Source organism: Bifidobacterium sp. SO1, from assembly GCF_018555335.1.
In the GTDB taxonomy this organism is placed as follows: Bacteria; Actinomycetota; Actinomycetes; order Actinomycetales; family Bifidobacteriaceae; genus Bifidobacterium; species Bifidobacterium simiiventris.
On record NZ_JAFEJR010000001.1, the window covers coordinates 404,921 to 426,636 of the forward strand.

Here is a 21,716-nt window from a genome sequence, read left to right on the forward strand (position 1 = left end):
GATTCGGCAAGGCCCCTCCATGCCCGGAAAACCGCCTCGCATGTTCAGGAAAGGCCGCATCCCGCTCAACGACGAAGGGTGAGACGACCCTCACGGACCGTCTCACCCTCACACGTCAGCGTTCCGCGGACTCGGCGCCCGTCGCCACGCGGATCATCGCGTACTGCGACTCGTACAGCCGGTAGTACGCGCCCTTCTTGGCGAGCAGCTCCCTGTGCGAGCCATGCTCCATGATCTGGCCGTGGTCGATGTAGAAGATCTCGTCCGCGTTCTCGATCGTCGACAGACGGTGCGCGATGATGAAGCTCGTGCGTCCCTTGAGCAGATGCTGCAGGCCCGCCTGCAGCGCCTCCTCGGTGCGCGTGTCGATGTTCGAAGTCGCCTCGTCCAAAATCAGGATGCGCGGGTCGGCGAGCAGCACGCGCGCGAACGCGATGAGCTGGCGCTGGCCGGCCGACAGGGTCGAACCGCGCTCCTCCACCGCCGTGTCGTACCCGTCGGGCAGCTCCATGATGAACTCGTGCGCATGCACCGCCTTCGCCGCCGCCTCGATCTCCTCGTCGGTCGCGTCGAGCTTGCCGTAGCGGATGTTCTCGCGCACGTTGCCGGAGAAGATGAACGTGTCCTGCAGCATCACGCCCATCTGCCGGCGCAACGATTCGAGCGTCACGTCGCGCACGTCGTACCCGTCGATCGTCACCGATCCTTCCGACACGTCGTAGAAGCGCGACAGCAGGCTCACGATCGTGGTCTTGCCGGCGCCGGTCGGCCCGACGAGCGCGATCGTCTGGCCGGGCTCGACATGGAAGTCCACGAGGTTGAGGATGTTACGTCCGTCGTCCTCGTAACGGAACACCACGTCGTTGAAGTCGACGCGCCCGCGGATCTGCGGCAGGTCGGCCGCGTTCGGCTTGTTCGCGATCTCGGGGCGCACGTCGAGCGTTTCGAAGATGCGCTCGAGGTACGCCGAGCAGGTGACGAGCTGGTTGTAGAAGTTGCCGATGTTGATGACCGGGTTCCAGAAGTTGTTCGCGTAGCCGACGAACGCGATCAGCATGCCGGTGGTCACGTTCACGCCGCCGAAGCCGGTGATGCCCACGAAGTAGATGAACGCGATGGTCATCACGGAGATGGTCTGCACGCCCGGCCACATGAGGAATTCGATGTGCTTGGCGTGCATCCATGCGGTGCGCACGTCGTCCTGCTGCTGCTGGAAGATCTCGAACTGCTTCTTCTCGCGCGCGAACGTCTGCGTCGTTTTCACGCCGGCGATCGACTCGTGGATGAACGCGTTCAGGTTGCTCTGCTTGTTGGAGAGCTTCTGGTAGGCCTTGCGCTGGAAGTACTGCAGGCCGCGCACCCAGATGATGAGCACGGGGAACAGCAGCAGGCTCCACAGCGCGAGCCTCCAGTCGATCGCGAACATGACGACGAGCGTGACGAAGAATGTGAACACGTCCGCGAACACGCTGATCAGGCCGGACGAAAGCGTATCCGACAGCGTGTTCACATAGTTGACCACGCGGATCAGGATCTTGCCGTGCGGTCGCGAGTCGAAGTAGCTGAACGGCAGGGTCTGGATGTGCGTGAACAGGTCGCGGCGCATGTCCTTGAGCATGAGCTGGCCGACGCGCGTGATCGCCACCGTGCGGTAGCGTAGCGCGAGCTCGTAGATCACGATAAGGCAGAACAGGCCGGCCGCGAGCAGGCCGAGCTTGGCCAGGTCCTTGTTCGGGATCGCGTCGTCGATCATGATCTTGGTCAGGTACGGTACGGTGACGACGATGCAGCTCATCGAGATGACGACGATGAGGATGCGGGCCACCTGCGGCAGGTAGGGTTTGAGGTATTTGCCGACGCGCAGGATGTCGTGGAAGTTGATGGTCTCCTCGAGTTCCTCATCCTCGCGATAGGTATTGCGTTGTGCCATGAAAAGTCCTTGTACAAGTCCTTGATACGGATGTCGTTGCCCACTCACGTTGTCATTTCGAGCGACGCGAAGCGGAGTCGAGAAATCTTGCCGGATCATTGCCGCACGAAAGATTTCTCCGCTCGCTTACGCTCAGTCGAAATGACAACGCACGCATAATGATCAGAATCCTTGCGAAGCGCCGGACTGCATGCCGAGCTGCTTGTGGTAGATGTCCCAGTAGCGGCCGTGCTGCGCGACGAGTTCGGCGTGCGTGCCGCGTTCGACGATGCGGCCGTGCTCGAGCACGAGGATCAGGTCGGAGTCCTTGACCGACGAGATGCGGTGCGCGATCGTCACGATCGTCTTGTTGCCGTCCATCTCGCGCAGGTGCTTCTGGATCTCGGCTTCCGTCTCCATGTCGACGGCCGACGTGGTGTCGTCCATGATGAGGATGCTCGGGTTGTCGGCGAGCGCGCGGGCCAGCGACAGGCGCTGCTTCTGGCCGCCGGACAGGCCGACGCCGCGTTCGCCGACGACCGTGTCGTAGCCCTGCGGCATGGCCTTGATGAAGTTGTCCGCGCCGGCGATCTGCGCCATCTTGTGGATGTAGCAGTCGTCGGTGTCGGAGCCGGCGCCGAAGCCGATGTTGCCGCCGATCGTGTCGGAGAACAGGAACGTGTCCTGCGCCACGATGCACACCTGCGAGCGCAGGGTGGTCAGCGGCCAGTCGCGCGCGTCGATGCCGTCGATGAGCACGTGGCCGACGGTCGGGTCGTAGAAGCGCGAGATGAGGCTGACAAGCGTGGACTTGCCCGCGCCGGTTTCGCCGAGGATGCCGAGTTTCGCGCCGGCCGGGATGGAGAAGTCGATGTCCTTGAGGATCGGCGTCTCCGGATCGTCGGGGAACGCGAAGCTGACGTGGTCGAAGCGGATTTCGCCGCTGATGCGGTCGGGGGTCGTCGGATGCGGCGCGCCGACCTGTTCGGCGATGGCGACGGCCTGCTTGACGGTCTCCTTCGCGTCGGGCTTTTCGGTGATGCGCGGCTGTTCGGTGAGCAGGCGGCGGATCTTGATGCAGCTGGCGTTGAAGCGCTGCCAGTCGTTGATGAGCCAGCCGGAGGCGCGCACCGGGCCGTCAATCATCCACAGGAACGAGTTGAAGCTCACGAGGTTGCCGAGCGTCATGTCGCCCTTGATGACGAGGAAGCCGCCGAGGCCGAGCGTGATGAGCTGCAGGCTGAAGCCGAGGCCGTCGAGCCAGGGCATGTACTTGCGCGAGTTGTAGGCGAGCGCCATGTTGCGCTGCATGTAGTCGTCGTTGTGCTCGTCGAACTTCTGCGTCTCGTACGGCTCGCGCACGAAGGCCTTGACTACACGGTTGCCTTCGATGTTCTCCTCGACCATCGAGTTGAGGGATGCGAGCGAGTTGCGGATCGCGAAGAACAGCGGATGCGCGTGCGTGGAGAGACTGCGCGTGAGCACGAAGATGAACGGCGTGACGCAGGCGAGCGCGAGCGCCAGTCGCCAGTCGATCGAGAACATGACGCACAGCGCGCCGATGAACATGACCACGCAGTCGGCGATCTGGTAGCTGACCCAGCTGAGCATGTGGCGCAGCGCGTCGGTGTCGGAGGTCATGCGGCTCATGATGTCGCCGGTGCGCGTGTGGTTGAAGTAGGTGAAGTCGAGCTCGTGCAGCTTCTCGTATTCGTCGCATACGAGCCGGTAGATGGAGTTCTGGCCGAAGCGTTCCATCCACATCTGGTATCCATAGCGCGAGCCCACGCGGATGACCGTCATGACGATCATGAGCATGCAGTAGTGGACAAGGCGTTCGGTGTGGCCTTGCGTGATGACCTGGTCGACGATCATGCCGGTGATCAGCGGGATGGTCAGGGCCATCACGTTGTTGGCGCAGAACAGCAGCATCGCGCCGGCCACGCGCGGCAGGTCGGGTTTGCAGTAGGGCAGGATCCAGCGCAGGTTGCCCTTGTCTTGGTTTTTCGTCGGATCGACGTACATGTGAAGAAATCCCCGCATTCTTGATTGTTTGCTTGTGGTATGGTGCGACGTTCTCCCCGCCGCACGCGACATTCGCTGCCGCCACGATTCACGACCGTCGTGTTTCGAGCGTCCCGCAACCGGCGCTCTCCATCGCCGGCCGAAACCCCTGTTCGGATTCGCAAACGTGAACTAGGTTAGTCGAACGAGATTACGTTTCAACCTTACGCCTGTGTGCGTGTTGCCTTGATATTCCAACGGTTTGCGGTGATTCGCCGAAGTTTTCGGCTCGTTGCGAAATTATCGTTCGCCGCCGTTTTACGCATGTGGCGGTTTTCTCGTCGAGGATTGCCCGGCGAGAAAAACTGCCACTGGAAAGAGCGAGGGAGCGCAGGGACGTCTTGACGCGTCGCCTGCGGCGCTGCAATTACGGACCTCGCTACGCTCGGACTCAATCCGACCTTCGCTCACCTACCGGCTCGCTCAGGCTGACGCTACGCGAAGCCCACCGGGCTTCGCGTTTACGCGTCAGCCGACATGCCGCTCGAAGCGCTTGAAGCTGAGGATGCGGTCGATCTGCTCGAGGGCGTCGGCGGGCAGTTCCACGCCGGAGGCGGCGATGTTGGACTCGAGCTGGCTCGGCTTGCTCGCGCCGACGATCACGGAGCTGATGACCGGCAGGCGCAGGATCCACGCGAGCGCCAGCACCGGCATCTTGATGCCCAGTTCGTCGGCGATCTTGCTCAGCTGCTCGACCTTGTCGAGGTTCTCGTCGGTGAGCAGGGCGTTGATCTGGTGGTCGGACTGCCAGGTCGCGCGCGAGCCAGCCGGCAGCGGCTGGCCCTTGCGGTACTTGCCGGTCAACAGGCCCTGCGCGAGCGGGGAGAACGGCGTGATGCCGATGCCGTAGCGCTCGCAGGTCTCGACGATCTCGTGCTCGATGTAGCGGTCGACCATGTTGTACTGCGGCTGGACGACGGTCAGCGGGTGCAGGCCGCGCTCGGAGATGATGCGCTCGGCGCGCTCGAGACGCGCGGCGCTCCACTCCTCGGACACGCCGTAGTACAGGATCTTGCCCTGGTCGACGAGGTCGCTCAGGGCCTGCAGCGTCTCCTCGAGCGGCGTGGTCGTGTCGAAGCGATGGCAGTAGTAGAGGTCGATGTAGTCGGTGCCAAGGTTCTTGAGGCTGCGCTCGCAGTTGTTGAAGATATGCTTGCGGCTCAGGCCCCGGCCGTTGACGCTCTTGCCGGTGCCGAAGAAGACCTTGCTGGAGATGACGAGGTCCTCGCGCTCGTGCTTGGCGATGAACCGGCCGAGGAAGCGTTCGGCGTCACCGCCCGAATACGCATCCGCGCAGTCGTAGAAGTTGATGCCGGCGTCGAACGCGGCGTCGGCGATGGCCATCGCGTTGTCGACGGCGGCGGTGTCCTCGAGCCGGGTCATCCAGCTGCCGAGCGCGATCTCGCTCACCTTGATGCCGGCCTTGCCCACGTTGCGGTACTTCATGGTTGCTCCTTATTTTTATGTCGTACAGCGTCCGTTGCAGATCGAATCGATTCACCAAACGCGATCGCAGCAGCCGTGCCATCGATCTCACCCGGAACCGTATCCGATGTTTACGCTAACAACCCTAAAGGTTCAACCCCACTTGAACGCAAATCGCGAAACGCCGATACCTCCTAGCCATGGGACGGAATTTATCAGCCACATGCCATCGCATGAGCCAAACCCCGAACAGCCGGACACGAAAAAGCCTCCCCGCAACGCACCGGAAAGGTACGCCGCGAGGAGGCCACGTCCGATCGCGGTCGTGCGCGCAGAATAAGGAGAAGTTAAGACGCGCACGAAGGCGATCATGCCCGCCCAAGCCCGAGTGTTCCCGACTCGGGCAAGGTGGGAAATTCAGTTATGCGAGAAGAAGGCTCACTTCTCCCAGCCGATGTTCTGCGGCAGGTTGCCGGCGAAGCCGGACGGACCGTAGTTGGCGAGGCCCTTCTTGACGGCCACGTAGGCGCCCGGGTTGGAGACCGGGACGGTGCCGTAGAGCTTGAGCGCGGCCTTCTCGGCCTTGTTCACGGCGGCGGCCTGGTCGTCGTACTTCTCGTGGGCGCCGGCGGCCTTGACGAGCTTGTCGACCTCGTCGGAGCTGACGTAGGTGAAGTTGGACGGACCGTCGGAGGTGTACAGCTGCGGGGCGGAGGTCACGAAGCCGAGGGCCGCGGTGGACTGCCAGGCCATCGGCAGCACCTGATAGTCGCCGTTCATGACGGTGTCGGAGAACTTGGACTCGGCCACGTTCACGACCTTGACCTTGATACCGGCCTTCTTCATCATCGCCTGGTAGGCGTTGGCGAGGGCCTGCTGGGTGGCGTCGTCGCCGAAGAACGTGAAGGAGACCTCGAGGGTCTTGCCGTCCTTGGCGTAGTAGCCGTCGTCGCCCATCGTGTAGCCGTCGGCCTCGAGGGTCTTCTTGGCGTTGTCGGTGCTGAACTTGGACTCGGCGGGCATGTTGTCCTCATAGCCCTTCTGGAACGGCAGCAGCATCTCGGAGCCCGGGCGCTTGGCGTCCCAGTCCATGCCCTGGAACTGGATCTTGTTGTAGGTGTCGGCGTCGAAGGCCTGGGTCAGGGCCTTGCGCACCTGCAGGTCGTCGAGCGGCTTGGACTTGCCGTTGTACTCGAGCACGCGGGTCTTGGTGCTGTAGCCGTAGCGCAGCTGGGCGTTCTTGACGGAACGCACGGCCTTCAGGTTGTCCTTGGTGGAGATGGAGGTGGAGGCGTCGATCTCACCGTTCTGGAACGCGTTGATCTCGGCGGTCGAGGACATGACCTTGTAGACGACCTTGTCGAGCTTGGCCTTGTCGCCCCACCAGTTCGGGTTCGGCACGAAGGTCACGCTGTTGTCGTTGAAGGAGTCGACCTTGTACGGGCCGGCAGCCCACTCGTTGTGCGGGTTCTTGACCCAGCCCTGGGTGAAGGTCTTGGCGTCGCCGGCCTCCGGGTTGACCAGCGAGGAGAACACGAGCTGCCACGGGTAGTACGGCTCGGAGTAGGTCACGATGACCTGCTTGGCGTTGTCGCCCTGCTTGACGCTGGCGATGCGGTCAAAACCGTCAGTGCTCGGCGGGTTGTAGTTGGCATCCTTGCCGTTGAGGGCCTTCCAGGTCGCCTCGAACGCGGTCCAGTCGATGTCCTTGCCGTCGTTCCACTTGGCCTTCGGGTTGATGTCGTACTGCACGACCATCGGGTCGGAGCTGACGAGCTTCATGTCGGTCAGGTAGTCCGGGTTGACCTTGATCGGGTCGCCGCCGACCTCGTCGGTCATGAGCAGCTGCGGCTGGTACCAGCCCCACAGCTCGGACATATAGCCGGTGTTGCCGTCGGTGGACAGGTAGTTCCAGTTGGAGGTGATCTCGGAGATCGGCAGGGTCAGCGTGCCGCCGTCCTTGACCTTGTCGCGGTCGAGGTGGTTGTCGTAACGCTGGTCGGTCTTCGGCATCGGCAGCGCGCCGGTGTACGACGAATCGAAGCCGGCAGCCGGTTCTTCGGTCGCGGTGGCGGCACCGTTGGAACCGTTGCCGTTGCCCGTGCTGCCGCAGCCCGCGAGCAGCATGGCGAACGCCGCGACGGATGCCGCGACGGCGGTCATCTTGCGCATGTTCTTCATGGTTGTTTCCTCTCTAATAAACCTGCGTGGGATTCCCTCGCGCAGGGTCCGACCTGTCATGCGAAATGGCATGCGACCTGATGGCCGCTCGGTCGGGAAGCATTGGCGGCGCGCAGCATCGGCTTTTCGCCGCGGCAGCGGGCCTGCTGGTCGGCGCTCAGCGTGGGCATGAGCGGGCATCGGCCGGCGAACGGGCAGCCCTTGAACGTTTCGGTCGGGCTGGGCACTTCGCCTTCGAGCACGATGCGCTTGCGCGTGCGCTCGGCGGCCGGATCGGGCACCGGCACGGCGCTGATGAGCGCCTGCGTGTACGGGTGCAGCGGATGCTCGAACACGTCCTCGGTCTCGCCGGATTCGACGATGCGGCCGAGGTACATGACGGCGACCTGGCTGGAGATGTGGCGGACGACCGACAGGTTGTGCGCCACGAACAGGTAGGCCACGCCGAGCTTGTTCTGCAGGTCCTCGAGCAGGTTGATCACGCCGGCCTGAATGGACACGTCGAGCGCGGACACCGGTTCGTCGAGCAGCACGAGCTTGGGGTTGACGGCGAGGGCGCGCGCGATGGCGATGCGCTGGCGCTGGCCGCCGGAGAACTGCGTCGGGAAGCGGTCGACCTGATCGGGGTTCAGTTCGACGAGCCGCATGAGTTCGGCGATGCGTTCGCGGATCTGCTCCTTGGAGTAGTGCTGCACCTTCATCGGCTCGGCGAGGATGTCGTAGATCGGCAGACGCGGGTCGAGCGAGCTCATCGGGTCCTGGAAGACGTACTGCACGGCGGAACGCAGTTCGCGGCGCTGTTCGCGCGGCATCTTGCGTTCGAGCTTGGTGCCGAACATCTCGATCTCGCCTTCCTGCGGCTTGGCGAATTCCATGATCTCCATAAGCGTCGTGGACTTGCCGGAACCGGATTCGCCGACGAGCGCGACGGTCTCGCCTTCGCGCACGTTGAGCGTCACGTCGTCGACCGCGCGCACCTCGCCGATCTTGCGGCGCAGGAATCCGCCGCCGGTCAGCGGGAACGTCTTGCGCATGTGCTGCACGTCGAGCACGGTCTTGCGCTGCTCGCGCGGCACGCCGTCGAACTTCGACTTGACGGCCTCGCCCACGGTGTACACGTCGCGGAACGTGAGGCCCTTGCTCACGATCTCGGCCGCGCGATGGCAGGCGACGAACTGGCCTTCGCGGCCCGGCACCGGCTGCATGGCCGGCTCGCTCTGGCGGCACACGTCGGTCGCGAGCGGGCAGCGCGGGGAGAACGGGCAGCCCTTGGGCATGTTCACGAGGTTCATCGGCGAGCCGGGGATCGGCACGAGGCGGCTGGCGCGTTCGCGGTCGGAACGCGGCACGGCGCCGAGCAGGCCCATCGTGTACGGCATGGCCGGCTTGGCGAAGATCGTGTCGACGTCGGACTTTTCGACCGGGCGGCCCGCGTACATGACGACGATATCGTCGGCGATGCCCGCGATCACGCCGAGATCGTGGGTGATGAAGATGACGGCCGCGCCGGTCTCGCGCTGCGCCTTGCGTAGGACTTCGAGCACCTGCGCCTGGATCGTCACGTCGAGCGCGGTGGTCGGCTCGTCGGCGATGATGACGTCGGGGTCGTTGGCGATGGCCATGGCGATCATGACGCGCTGGCGCATGCCGCCGGAGAACTCGTGCGGGAACGACTTCAAACGGTCCTCGGGGTCCGGGATGCCGACGAGGTTCATGAGTTCGATCGAACGGTCATGGATCTGTTGTTCGGTCATTTTCGGGTTGTGGGTGACCAGCGCTTCCTTGATCTGGTCGCCGATCGAGAACACCGGGGTGAGGGCCGACAGCGGGTCCTGGAACACCATCGCGATGCCCTTGCCGCGAATCTTGCTCATCTCGAGATCGGACTTGGTGAGCAGTTCGTCGCCGTGGTACGTGATCGAGCCGGTCACCTTCGCGTTCTTGTCGAGCAAGCCCATGATGGCCATCGACGTGACGGACTTGCCCGAGCCGGATTCGCCGACGATACCGAGCGTCTTGCCGCGGTACAGGTCGAAGTTCATGCCGCGCACCGCGTGCACCGTGCCGGCTTCGGAGGCGAAGCTGACGGTGAGGTCGCGCACGCTGATGACCGGCTGCTCGTTCTCGTTCGCGGTGTCGTTCACGGTTGCTCCTGTTGCGTTCGTAGTCGTTGCGTTCTTGTCGTTCATGATGATCGCCATCCGATTCGGTTACTCGGCCTTGCCGCCGGAACGGGAGTACGGGTCGATCGCGTCGCGCAGGCCGTCGCCGATGAGCTGCACGGAGAAGGTCAGGATGATCAGTACGATCGACGGGAAGACCAGCACCCACGGGGAGGTCTGTACGACCGACTGGCCGGCATTCAACAACGTGCCGAGGGACGTGTCGGGGGCCTTGATGCCGAGGCCGAGGAAGCTCAGCGAGGTTTCGCTGTTGACCGCGCCGATGACGCCGAGGACGGTGTTGATGACGAGCACGGAGCCGAGGTTCGGCACGAGGTGGCGCACGATGATCGTGAACGACGGCACGCCCATGAACTTCGCGGCGCGCACGTACTCGCGGTCGCGCAGCGAGAGCGTCAGCGTGCGCAGGGTTCGCGCGTAGCCGATCCAGCCGAACGCGGTCAGGCCGATCGCCAGCCAGATCCAGTCGCTGCCGCCCTTGGCCATGCCGACGATCAGCGCGATGAGCAGGAACGACGGGACGACGAGCAGCATGTCGAGCAGCCACATGCCGACATGCTCGAACCAGCCCTCGAAGAACGCGACCGCGGTGCCGACGAGTGCGGCGATGATCGTGATGCAGATCGACGAAAGAATACCGATGGTCAGCGAACGGCCGAGGCCGCGCACGATCATCGCGTACAGGTCGGAGCCGCCGACGGTCGTGCCGAGCCAGTGGTCGGCGGACGGCGGCGCGGCGAGCGCGGCGAAGTCCGGCTCGTCGTAGCTCCACTGCGAGAAGCGCGCGCCGAACGCGGCGAAGAAGATCAGGATCAGCAGCACGATCAGGCCGACCACGGCGGACGGGCGGCGGCAGAAGCGGCGCACGTACAGCATCATGCGGCCGGTGCGCTTGAAGTCGTCGTGATCGGACTTGCCGGACTTGCCGTCGGCGGCCGTCTGGCCGTCGCCCTGCTGGAAGTCGCGCACCTCGTCGGTCGCGTCCGCGTCGGCGACCATGCTCTCGGAATCGTTCATCATATCGATCGTCCTTTACTCACGTTCCACGTATCGGGATCGGGCGTCTCAGCTCAGTCGGATGCGCGGGTCGAGCCACGCGGAGAAGATGTCGGCCAGCAGCGCACCGGTCAGCGTGCACACGCCGCCGAACGCGGCCACGGCGACCGCGCCGTTGATGTCGTTCTGCGCGATCGTCTGCGTGAAGTACATGCCCAGGCCGTTGATCGCGAACACGTTCTCGGTGATGACCGCGCCGGTGAACACGCCGGCGATCGAGAACGCGACGTCCACGGCGGTCGGGATCAGGCTCGTGCGCAGCGCGTGGCGGCGGATCGCGATGTTGAGCGGCAGGCCCTTCGCGCGCGCGGTACGCACGTAGTCGGCGTTCATCGTGTCGAGCAGGTACGTGCGCTGGGTGAGGTGGTAGCTCACCGTGCCGGGGATCGTCATGACGATGGTCGGCAGGATCAGGTGCTGCAGGTAGTCGAGCACCCACAGGACCGGGTTGTTGCCTTGGTACGAGTGCAGGCCGGTCACATAGAACGCGCGGGTGCCGATGAGGTTGTTGAAGTTGATGGCGATGAGCACGACCATCAGGCCCATGACGGCGGCCGGGATGACCAGGAAGAACGTGGCGACCGAGTTGAGCACGCGGTCCTGCCACTTGTACTGGCGGATGGCGGTGTACACGCCGATGCTCACACCGAAGATGATCGCGAGGATCGTGGCGAGCGTCACGAGCTGCAGCGACGCGGCGATGCGCGACGCGATGGCCGGGCCGACCGGCGACTGGTCGGGGCTCAGACCCCAGTCCCAGCGGGTCACGATACCCTTGAGCCAGCGACCGTAGCGAATAATGACGGGTGTCTGATCGTTGATGTTCGCCATGTCGAGCGAACGGTTGATCGATGCCATCGGCGGGCGCGGATTACGCGACATGTAGTTCGAACGCGGGTCCATGAACGCGCTCGCCAGGAAATACGTCATCGACACTGCCACGAACAGCATGATGATGTAGTTGCCGATGCGCTTGATGATGTACTTGAGCACCCTTCACCTCCTAAAGCCTCGACAGGTTTATCCCGTGAAGGTGAATCCACAAAATTGAATCCAATATATGAGATGGGGTATTGACTGATTTACGATTTCGCTGTAAGTCAAAATCGCTTTAGTTAGCGGTAACGAGCCACCTCGGACCCGTTTGTTAATTTTGTGTTTCGATTCCGTACAGCAAACACGCAGTACAATGCGGGAGGTTTTTCAGCCCAATCAAAGGAAGTGTCATGCCAAGCAACGTAGCCATCAAACCCGAGCTGCTGTCCAAGTACGCCGCCGACTTCAACGCCGACCGCGCCAACCTCGTCGCCGCCGACGCCGCCGTCTCGTCCGGCGTGCTCAAGGCCGCCACCGACTACCGCGGCGTGCGCGAACTGCCGCGCGACTTCTCGATCGAACTCAAGCAGGGTTCGATCACCAACCAGAAGCACTCCGGCCGCTGCTGGATGTTCGCCTCGCTCAACACGCTGCGCTACGAGCTCATGCACCGCTGGAACCTCGAGGACTTCGAGTTCTCCGAGACGTACCTGTTCTTCTGGGACGCGATGGAGAAGTCCAACACGTACCTCGAGAACGTGCTCGCCACGCTGGACGAGCCGACCGACAGCCGCGTCTTCGAGGCCATCAACTACGGCCCGTCCGACGACGGCGGCTGGTGGCAGATGTTCGCCGCGCTCGTGAACAAGTACGGTCTGGTGCCCAAGAGCGCCTACCCGGAGTCGGCCAACTCCACGGACTCCTCCGCGTTCAAGCAGTACCTCAACTCGAAGCTGCACGGCTTCGCGGCCGAACTGCGCCGCCGTCATGCCGCGGGCGAATCGGTCGAGGCCCTGCGCGCGGCGAAGGACGAGGAGATGTCGGTGGTGTACCGCATCTGCGCGATCTCGCTGGGCGAGCCGCCGGCGACGTTCGACTGGATCGCGCGCACCAAGGGCGACGACGACGCGAAGGGCAAGCAGGACGGCTGCAAGAAGGACAATGGCTGCTGCAAGGGCTCGGCGGCCGAGGCGAAGTCCTGCGATTGCGGCGACGGCTGCACGTGCGAATCCGGCAAGTCCTGTGGTTGCAAGAAGCACTCCGGCATCGACGACCGCCCGGTCATCCGCGAGACCGGCATCACGCCGCTCGAGTTCTACAAGAAGTACGTGCCGGTCGACGTGAACGACTTCGCGTCGCTGTGCAACTCGCCGATGGAGCGCACGCCGTTCGGCAAGCGCTACGTCATCAGGTATTCCGCGAACGTGGCCGAGGCCGGCGACATGGAGTTCGTCAACGTGCCGCTCGACGTGTTCAAGAAGGCCGCGATCGACCAGCTCACGGCCGGCCACCCGATCTGGTTCGCCTGCGACTGCATGCAGTTCTCGCTGCGCGACGCCGGCTTCTTCGACCAGTCCGTCGTGCGCGTGGATCGCCTGTTCGGCACCGATTTCCCGCTCGACAAGGCCGACGGCCTCGAGTACGGCGACAGCCCGAGCAACCATGCGATGACGTTCACCGGCGTGAACCTCGACGAGAACGGCAAGCCGAACCGCTGGAAGGTCGAGAACAGCTGGGGCAAGGACAACGGCGTGGACGGCTACTACGTGATGTCCGACGCATGGTTCGACCGCTTCGTGACCGAGATCATCATCCGCAAGGACTTCCTTGACGAGGCGACGCGTGCGCTGCTCACCGCCGAGCCGGTCCAGCTCGACCCCTGGCAGCCCCTCACCCAGCCCTGCCGCTGACCCGTCTCCTGAGCCCGTCTCTCTCCTCCCGGGTTACACCCCTCCCGGGCATACTGCCGTTTCAAAGGGCCGGAACGGCCGTAAGCCCGGGAACCACAGCCCGAGAACCACAGCCCGAGAACCACCCCCACCCCGGCCTCACCTCCCGGGCTTACGCCCGTTTCGGGGCACCAAACCGACCGTATGCCCGGGAAACAGCACACCACGCCCAGACATACGCACACCCCTCCCGGGCTTACGGCCGTTTCACAGGGCTGAACCGGCCGTATGCCCGGGAACCACACCTACCCCGGTCTCACCTCCCGGGCTTACTGCCGTTTCGAAAGGTCAGAACGGCAGTAAGCCCGGGAACCAGCCCCGCTATAACACCTCCGAGGCTTATGGCCTCCTTCCCGCGCGTGTAGCCACCCTCTTCCCGGGCTTACGCCCGTTTCGAGGTATCCAATCGGCCGTAAGCCCGGGAACCACCCCCACCCCGGCCTCACCTCCCGGGCATACGGCCGTTTCGGGACACCAAACCGACCGTATGCCCGGGAAACAGCACATCACACCCAGACATACGCACACCCCTCCCGGGCTTACGGCCGGTTGGAGGGGACGGAACGGCCGTAAGCCCGGGAGACGAAACCGTCACGACAACAAAAAGGCTTCCTTCGGAATTCCGAAGGAAGCCTTACCTGTGTGCGTATGTTTACTGCAGCTTTTCGACTTGGTTGAAGCCCAGCTCCACCGGCGTATCGCGGCCGAAGATGGACACGAGCACGGTGAGCTTCTGGGTGGTGGGCTCGACGTCGGAGACGACGGCGGCCATAGTGGTGAACGGACCGTCGGTGACGGTGACCTGGTCGCCGACCGCATAGGAGACCTCGACGGTGCGCTTCTTGGCGGCGGCAGGCTTGTCGCCGGCCTTCTTGAGCGCCTCGGAGGCGATCATCGGGGCCATCATCTGGACGACTTCCTTGCGCGACAGCGGCGCCGGATCCTTAGTCGGACCGACGAAGCCGGTCACACCCTCGGTTTCGCGCACGATGCGACGAGCGTCCTCATCCGGCCACATGCGGATGAGCACATAGCCCGGCACACGCACGCGGGTGATGACCTTCTTGCCCTTGTCAGTGTGCTTCTCGACTTCCTCCATCGGCACTTCGACCTGGAAGATCTTGTCTTCGAGACCGAAGCTGACGATACGGGACTCGACGTTGGTCTTCACGCGCTTCTCGTAGCCGGAGTACGTGTGCAGCACGTACCACTTGCCTTCGAGATTGCGCAACGACTTGGAGAATTCCTCGACTGCCTGGGCGCCGGCGTCCTGCGCTTCGGCGGACGGTTCGGAGGATTCGTCGGACGCAGACGTATCCTCATCAGCCGGTTCAGTGACGGCATCGGCCGGAGTGGATTCGGCAGCGACGTCAGAGGCGGTCTCGTCATTCTCGTCGTCAACCGGCAGGGCGTCGAGGTTCACTTCAGGCTGCTGTGCCTCGTCATCCGGCGTGATGTCCGGCAGGGCATCGAGATTTTCGAGATTCACTTCATCATTCATGCGTCAATTCACCTTCAGGTTGGTTCGAAAATCAGCCGAAAATCCACAGCACGAGCTTGCCCAGACCGAAGTCCATGCCCGTGACGAGCGCCATGAGGAACAGCACGAAAAGAAAAACGGCCAGAGACCAGAAGAACAGTTCCTTGGCGGTGGGAGTAACGACCTTGCGAAGTTCGTCGATGATCTGCTTGATGAACAAGCCGATCTGCATAAAGACATTAGGTTTCTTTGCCGAGACGGCCTTGCTTGCCTTCGCCATAACCATCCTTACGATCACATATTCATCAAGAGACTTGGCAGGGAAGGCGGGACTCGAACCCACAACCTACGGTTTTGGAGACCGTTGCGCTACCAATTGCGCCACTTCCCTAGGTGAACTCTGCCATGCTAGCGAACCTGTCAGACAGGACGCTTGCGCCCGGCAAAACCGCCAAGATGGAATAGTAGCGCATGGCTTCGATTTCGTCCAATCATACGAAAAATCCCGTGGAAAAACCACGGGATTTCAACGTTTTTACGGCATGTCTCGATGTGGAATCACGCCAACCGGCAACAGCCGACCTCGCTACGCTCGGACTCAAGTCTGCCTTCGCTCAGCCTATCGGCCTCGCTCAGGGCTCACCTACGAACAGCCCACTGGGCTGTTCGTTTAACGGCTCGCCCACTCCTTGAACCGGCGCATGCCTTCGGCGAGCTGGTCGTCGGCGAGCGCGTAGGAGAAGCGCAGGTATCCGGGGGCGCCGAACGCCTCGCCCGGCACGGCGGCCACATGGGCCTCCTCGAGCAGCGCGGCGGCCAGTTCGGAGGAAGTCGCGCACACGGTGCCCCGCTCCCCCAGCGGACGGTTCAGCAGTCCGCTCACGTCGGCGAACGCGTAGAACGCGCCGGTCGGCGTCGGGCAGATCACGCCGTCGATGTCGTTCAACGCGGCGACGATCGCCTTGCGTCGCGCGTCGAACGCCTCACGCATCGCATACACCACGTCGAGCGGACCGGACACGGCCGCCAGCGCCGCGCGCTGCGACACGTTCGCCACGTTCGACGTCATATGGCCCTGCAGCTTGGACGCGGCCTTGGCAACCGGCAGCGGCGCGATCAGCCAGCCGACGCGCCAGCCCGGCATCGCGTACGTCTTCGCCACGCCGTTGAGCACGATGAGCTGGTCGCGGCATTCCGGCACGGCCGCGCCGATGTACGTGGTCTTCGCGCCGTCGTAGTTGAGATGTTCGTAGATCTCGTCGGAGATGATCCAGATGTGGTGCTCGATGGCCCACTTCGCAATGCCGCGAATCGTCTCGGCCGACCACAACGCGCCGGTCGGGTTGTTCGGCGAGTTGACGATGATCGCCTTCGTGCGTTCGGTGCGCGCCGCCTCCAGCGCGTCAAGATCCGGCTCGAAACCGCGCTCGCCGCCCGCGAACACCAGCACCGGCTTGCCGCCGGCGAGCTTGACGGCCTCCGGGTAGCTCGTCCAGTACGGGGTCGGGATGATGACCTCGTCGCCGTCGTTGAGCAGCACTTGGAACGTCGAATACACGGCCTGCTTGCCGCCGTTGGTCACCACGACCTGGTCGGCGCTCACCTCGTAGCCGGAGTCGCGCAGGGTCTTCGCCGCGATCGCCTCGCGCAGCTCGGGCAGGCCCGGCGTCGGCGTGTACTTGTAGTTCTTCGGGTCACGGCACGCCGCGGCGGCCGCGTCGACCACATAGTCGGGGGTCGGGAAGTTCGGCTCTCCCGCGCCGAAGCCGATCACATCGAGCCCGGCGGCCTTCATCGCCTTCGCCTTGGCATCGACGGCCAGCGTCGCGCTGGGTGCCACGTTGTTGATACGGTCGGAAAGAGTCTGCCAGTCAGCCATAGTCATGGCTTCTAAGATAGCCCCGGCGCACGATGTATGGAAGCGTGTCGCGTCGCCGATCGCACGGCATGATCAGCCAGACCGATTGGATACGACGTATGGTGCAATGGTGCTACGAGAAGATATTACGAAGGAGTTGCCATGACCGGTTCCAGCCATCCTTCGCGCCACGACGGCGAACGTCTCGGCCAGCACGTCAGCGATCGTTCGCATGCACAGGTCACCGCGCACCGTCGCTGGATCGGCGTCGCACTTGTCGGATTACGCAACGCGGTGGCCGCGCTGTCCGTCTTCGCGATCGTGTTCGCTGTCGCATACGCCGTCCCGCGCTACTTCGTCCGTACCAACGTCACCGGCCAGTCGTCCGGCGGCGACGTCAACGGAACCACAACCAACCCCACGCACGATCCGCTCAGCCGCCGTTCCGCGCCCGAACCCGACCCCGGCGACATCACGATCGGCCTGAACGGTTCCGCCGTCACCTACGTGCTCAAGGGCGAGCAATACGTCGAGGGCGGCGCGCACGCGATCGAGCCGACCGACGGCGTGCTCACGTCGAAGATCACCGTCAGCGGCACGGTCGACACGGCCACGCCCGGCGACTACGGCATCCGGTACGCCGTGCGCGACTCGCAGGGCCACGCCGCGACCGTCACGCGCACGGTCAAGGTCGTCGAGTCGATGGACACGCAGTCCGCCGGCATCCCTGTGCTCATGTACCACTACGTGTACGATCCAGCCGACCCGCCCGCCGATCTCAACGCGAACTTCATCCCGGTCACGTCGCTCGAACAGCAGCTCACGTACCTCACCGAGCACGATTTCTACTTCCCGTCGTGGGCCGAGGTGAGCGCGTTCATTGACGGCACGCATTCCCTGCCCGCGCGCAGCGTCGTACTCACGTTCGACGACGGCGAGCCGCGCTTCTTCCGCTACGGCGAGCCGATGCTGACCAAGTACCGGGTGCCGGCCACGTCGTTCGTCATCGGGTCGGACGGCGACGCGCTGAACAAGATGAAGCAGCACGCGTCGCCGTATCTGGAGTATGAGTCGCATTCGTTCGACATGCATCGTGCGGGCGGCACGGTCGGTCATGGCGGGCGGATCAGCGCGATGACGAAGGACGAGATCGTAGCCGATCTCAAACAGTCCGCGTTGGTGACCGGGTCGATGCAGGCGTTCGCGTATCCGTTCGGTGACACGACCCCGGACGCGCAGGCCGCGGTGGCCGAGGCCGGCGTGCCGCTCGCGTTCACGACGGCGTACGGATGGGCGATGGTCGGTGACGATCCGACGCTGCTGCCGCGCGTGCGGATTCAGGGAGACGGCACGCTGGATGCGTTCGCTGCCGCGATTCAGTGACGCGCCCGGACGGCGGGTTCCCGATAACGGGTGGATTCGAATCCTGACTCGGTTATAGGTGGGTAAATCCGGACCCCGGCGCAGACCGACTTGATCATAAGTGGGTAAATCCGGACCCGAAAATGGCCAGAAGACGAAAGGTGGGTATTTCTCAACTACTTGGAGCTGATTTCGATCGGTTAATGGTCCGGAAATACCCACCTATGGATTCGTGGATCCGGAAATACCCACTTTTGACGGAGAATCCGAAAGATAGACCGACTTTCCCCGGCCGATTCGGTCAGACCGATCTTGGATCCGAACCGGCCGCCAAACCGGTATGGCCACAGCCCCATCGACTGTCCAGGTCGGCCCAGATCGATCAGCCGGGACCAGACTCTATACCAGCACGAGGTTGTCGCGGTGGACGAGCGGATGGGCGTATTCCTCGCCGAGGAAGCGCTTGAGCTGCGTGGTGGTGCGGCCGAGCATCTGCGGGATCTCCTCGGAGTCGAAGCCCGCCAACCCGCGCGCCAGATGCGTGCCGGCCTCGTCATCGATCCACACCGGGTCGCCGGCCGAGAACTCGCCATGCACCTCGAGTACGCCCGCGGCCAACAGGCTCGCACGCCCGCCGCGCACCGCCGAAGCCGCGCCCGCGTCGGCCACCAACACCCCGCGCGGATTCGCCGCGAACCCGATCCACAGCCGGCGTGACGATCCACGCTGCTTGACCGGTGCGAACGCCGTGCCCACCGGGTCGCCCATCAGGGCCGGCCCCGCGAACCGGGCACATGTCATCACGGTCGGGATGCCGGACGCCGCGGCCACGCGCGCCGCCTCCAGCTTGGTCACCATGCCGCCCGTGCCCACGCCGGACGTCGACCCGCCGATGCGCACGTTGTCAAGCGTCTCGACCACATTCGGTACAAACGAAATCTTTCGCGATCCCGGTTCGGACGGCGGCGCGGTGTACAGCGCGTCCACGTCCGTGAGCAGCACGAGCGCGTCGGCCCGCACGAGATTCGCCACCAGCGCCGACAGTCGGTCGTTGTCGCCGAAGCGAATCTCGTTGCTCGCCAGCGAATCGTTCTCGTTGACGATCGGCACGACACCGAGATCGAGCAGACGACCGAGCGTGCGCTGCACGTTGCGGTACTGCTGCGGTCTGATCGTATCCTCCGCGGTGATCAGAATCTGCCCGACACGTACGCCGAACCGGCCGAACGCGGCCTCATACTGGGCCATAAGCAGTCCCTGACCGACTGCGGCGGTCGCCTGCTGCGTGGCGACGTCAGTCGGTCGGGAGTCGAAGCCGAGCGGGCCGAAACCGGCCGCGATCGCGCCGGACGAGACAAGCACGACGCGCGCGCCCTGCCGCACGGCCGCCGACAGCGCGGCGACCAGCGCGCCGAGTTTGCCGGCATCCAGATGACCGGACGGCTTGGTCAGCGAACTCGATCCGACCTTGACGACGACGGTCTGCGCCCCCGCGATCGCGCGGCGTACCTCGGCTTCCGTAAGCATGCTTGCCCCCTCTAGTCCTCACCCGTCCTCGGCTCCCCTTGTCAGGGGAGCTGTCATGCTACGCATGACTGAGGGGTAGTCAGGAGGTTTAGAACGTTCCATTGCGTTGACGCTCCCCCAGTCAGCTGCGCTGACAGCCCCCTCAGCCGAGGGGGCCAAGAGTATGATCACTCCTCGTCCGTGTCGCCGCGGCCGAACAGGCTCGTCTCGTCGTGACGGTCGTCGTCGACGGACGGGTCGGCCCAGTGGCCGGCCGCACGTTCCGCGGCCATCGCCTCGCGCACGGCCGCACGCGCGTCCATCATCTCGTGGTACTGGCGGCGACGTTCGGAGTTCGTACGGCGACGGCCGCCCGGCTCCTCGGTCTCCAGGCGCAGATCCTTGCCGCGGGCGCCCAGCTGCGCGCCGTCCAGCATCTCCGCGCCGGCCGCGATCGTCGGATCCCAGTCGAACTCGACCGCGCGCGGGCCACGGCCGATACGCACTTCGTCGCCCGGCTTCGCGCCCTGCCGGCGCAACTCGTCCTCCACGCCCAGCTTGGCCAGGCGGTCGGCGAGATAGCCGACGGCCTCGTCGTTGTCGAAGTTCGTCTGCATGACCCAGCGCTCCGGCTTGGTGCCGCGCACCTCGAACCAGAACTGCGAGCCGTCCGCGCTTTCGCGACGCTCCACCGTGAAGTCGAGCGCGCTGCCGCCCTCGTCGGCGCGGCGACGGCGGCGACCGCCCTGCTCGAGCGGCTTGATGACCACGCGGGCCTCCTCCTCGGCCTGCTCGCGCTTGGCGACCTCGGCCCGCATGTCGGCCACCATCGCGGCCAGCGCGAAGCCGAGCTCCTTCAGGCCCGCATGCGAGGCGGTGGACACCTCGAAGACCTTGAACCCGAGCTTCTCGAAGTCCGGACGCACGAAATCGGCCAGTTCCTTGGCCTCCGGCACGTCGATCTTGTTGAGGATGATGATGCGCGGGCGATCAGGAATCGGGATCGCGCCCAGCGGAAGTTCGAGCTTGTCGGCGTACTCGGCCAGCTCGTGCTCGAGGGCCTCGTAATCGGCCATCGGGTCACGGTTCGGCTCGAGCGTGGCGCAGTCGATCACATGCGCGATGATCTCCGTGCGCTCGATGTGGCGCAGGAACTCAAGGCCGAGGCCCTTGCCTTCGGACGCACCCGGAATCAGACCCGGCACGTCGGCGATCGTGTAGCGCGAGTCGCCGGCCATGACCACGCCAAGGTTCGGCACGAGCGTGGTGAACGGATAGTCGGCGATCTTCGGCTTAGCCGAGCTCATCGCGGCGATCAGGCTGGACTTGCCGGCCGACGGGAAGCCGACCAGCGCGACGTCGGCGATCGACTTGAGTTCGAGGATCACGTCGCGTTCCTCGCCCAGTTCGCCGAGCAGCGCGAAGCCCGGAGCGCGGCGCGTGCGATTGGCAAGAGCCGCGTTGCCGAGGCCGCCGGCACCGCCGTATGCGGCGACGAACCGGTCACCCTCGTGGCGCAGGTCGGCGAGTTGCTCGCCGGGACGCTTCGACTGACCGGCCGCGCCTTTGGCCTCGAAGACGACCGTGCCGACCGGAACCGGCAGGATCAGATCGTCGCCCTTGGAGCCGTCCTTCGTGTCGCCCAGGCCCATCGTGCCGTTGCCGGCCGCGCGGTGCGGCACGAAACGGTAGTCGAGCAGGCTGTTCGCGTTGCGCGTCGCCTCGAAGATGACGGAGCCGCCGTCGCCGCCGTTACCGCCGTTCGGACCGGCGAGCGGCTTGTACTTTTCGCGTCGGATGCCGGCGGAGCCGTTGCCGCCGTCGCCGCCCTTGACATGGACGGTTACGCGATCCACAAAATCACTCATGTGCTTACCTTATCGTTGCCGTTGGTCTTGGTTCTGCGTTGCTGACTGTGCCGATACTC

At 64.3% G+C, this 21,716-nt stretch carries 14 protein-coding genes and 1 tRNA gene; 2 read left to right on the top strand and 13 right to left on the bottom strand.

Annotated features, from left to right (window positions below):
- Window positions 1-115: 115 nt before the first annotated feature.
- The 7 genes from JS541_RS01760 to JS541_RS01790 form a co-directional block, all read right to left on the bottom strand.
- A complete protein-coding gene (locus JS541_RS01760; protein ID WP_214372615.1) occupies window positions 116-1,930 on the bottom strand; it encodes an ABC transporter ATP-binding protein in 1,815 nt (604 codons plus the stop codon).
- A gap of 162 nt (window positions 1,931-2,092) precedes the next feature.
- Window positions 2,093-3,934 (bottom strand): ABC transporter ATP-binding protein, encoded by a 1,842-nt coding sequence (locus JS541_RS01765; RefSeq protein WP_214372772.1) that lies wholly within the window; start codon window positions 3,932-3,934, stop codon window positions 2,093-2,095.
- A gap of 507 nt (window positions 3,935-4,441) precedes the next feature.
- On the bottom strand, window positions 4,442-5,419 hold the full coding sequence (locus JS541_RS01770) for an aldo/keto reductase family protein (RefSeq protein WP_214372616.1): 978 nt from the start codon (window positions 5,417-5,419) through the stop codon (window positions 4,442-4,444).
- 417 nt (window positions 5,420-5,836) lie between these two features.
- Window positions 5,837-7,579: an ABC transporter family substrate-binding protein gene (locus JS541_RS01775; protein ID WP_214372617.1), complete on the bottom strand. Its 1,743-nt coding sequence runs from the start codon at window positions 7,577-7,579 to the stop codon at window positions 5,837-5,839.
- A 56-nt stretch (window positions 7,580-7,635) separates the two neighbouring features.
- Window positions 7,636-9,768, bottom strand: a complete 2,133-nt coding sequence (locus tag JS541_RS01780; protein WP_214372618.1) for an ABC transporter ATP-binding protein — start codon at window positions 9,766-9,768, stop codon at window positions 7,636-7,638.
- 21 nt (window positions 9,769-9,789) lie between these two features.
- Window positions 9,790-10,761, bottom strand: a complete 972-nt coding sequence (locus JS541_RS01785; protein ID WP_240539208.1) for an ABC transporter permease — start codon at window positions 10,759-10,761, stop codon at window positions 9,790-9,792.
- Between the two features lie 66 nt (window positions 10,762-10,827).
- Entirely contained in the window at window positions 10,828-11,811 is a 984-nt protein-coding gene (locus tag JS541_RS01790) for an ABC transporter permease subunit (RefSeq protein ID WP_214372620.1), read from the bottom strand.
- A gap of 233 nt (window positions 11,812-12,044) precedes the next feature.
- On the opposite strand from JS541_RS01790, the gene JS541_RS01795 reads away from it, so the two are divergent.
- Window positions 12,045-13,544 (top strand): C1 family peptidase, encoded by a 1,500-nt coding sequence (locus JS541_RS01795; RefSeq protein WP_214372622.1) that lies wholly within the window; start codon window positions 12,045-12,047, stop codon window positions 13,542-13,544.
- A gap of 691 nt (window positions 13,545-14,235) precedes the next feature.
- Here the strand turns inward: JS541_RS01795 and nusG are convergent.
- From nusG to JS541_RS01815, 4 genes are all read right to left on the bottom strand, one after another.
- Window positions 14,236-15,084 (bottom strand): transcription termination/antitermination protein NusG, encoded by an 849-nt coding sequence (gene nusG, locus JS541_RS01800; protein WP_214372624.1) that lies wholly within the window; start codon window positions 15,082-15,084, stop codon window positions 14,236-14,238.
- A 31-nt stretch (window positions 15,085-15,115) separates the two neighbouring features.
- Window positions 15,116-15,343: a preprotein translocase subunit SecE gene (gene secE, locus JS541_RS01805; RefSeq protein WP_214372626.1), complete on the bottom strand. Its 228-nt coding sequence runs from the start codon at window positions 15,341-15,343 to the stop codon at window positions 15,116-15,118.
- A 35-nt stretch (window positions 15,344-15,378) separates the two neighbouring features.
- Window positions 15,379-15,454, bottom strand: a tRNA-Trp gene (locus tag JS541_RS01810).
- Window positions 15,455-15,733: 279 nt separating this feature from the next.
- A complete protein-coding gene (locus JS541_RS01815) occupies window positions 15,734-16,942 on the bottom strand; it encodes a pyridoxal phosphate-dependent aminotransferase (RefSeq protein ID WP_214372628.1) in 1,209 nt (402 codons plus the stop codon).
- A 141-nt stretch (window positions 16,943-17,083) separates the two neighbouring features.
- On the opposite strand from JS541_RS01815, the gene JS541_RS01820 reads away from it, so the two are divergent.
- Window positions 17,084-18,304: a polysaccharide deacetylase family protein gene (locus JS541_RS01820; protein WP_214372630.1), complete on the top strand. Its 1,221-nt coding sequence runs from the start codon at window positions 17,084-17,086 to the stop codon at window positions 18,302-18,304.
- A 378-nt stretch (window positions 18,305-18,682) separates the two neighbouring features.
- Here JS541_RS01820 and proB read toward each other — a convergent pair whose 3' ends face one another.
- Together proB and obgE are read right to left on the bottom strand one after the other, a co-directional pair.
- Entirely contained in the window at window positions 18,683-19,810 is a 1,128-nt protein-coding gene (gene proB, locus JS541_RS01825; RefSeq protein WP_214372632.1) for a glutamate 5-kinase, read from the bottom strand.
- A 167-nt stretch (window positions 19,811-19,977) separates the two neighbouring features.
- Window positions 19,978-21,657, bottom strand: coding sequence for a GTPase ObgE (obgE, locus tag JS541_RS01830; protein ID WP_214372634.1), 1,680 nt, complete (start codon window positions 21,655-21,657; stop codon window positions 19,978-19,980).
- Between the last annotated feature and the right edge of the window lie 59 nt (window positions 21,658-21,716).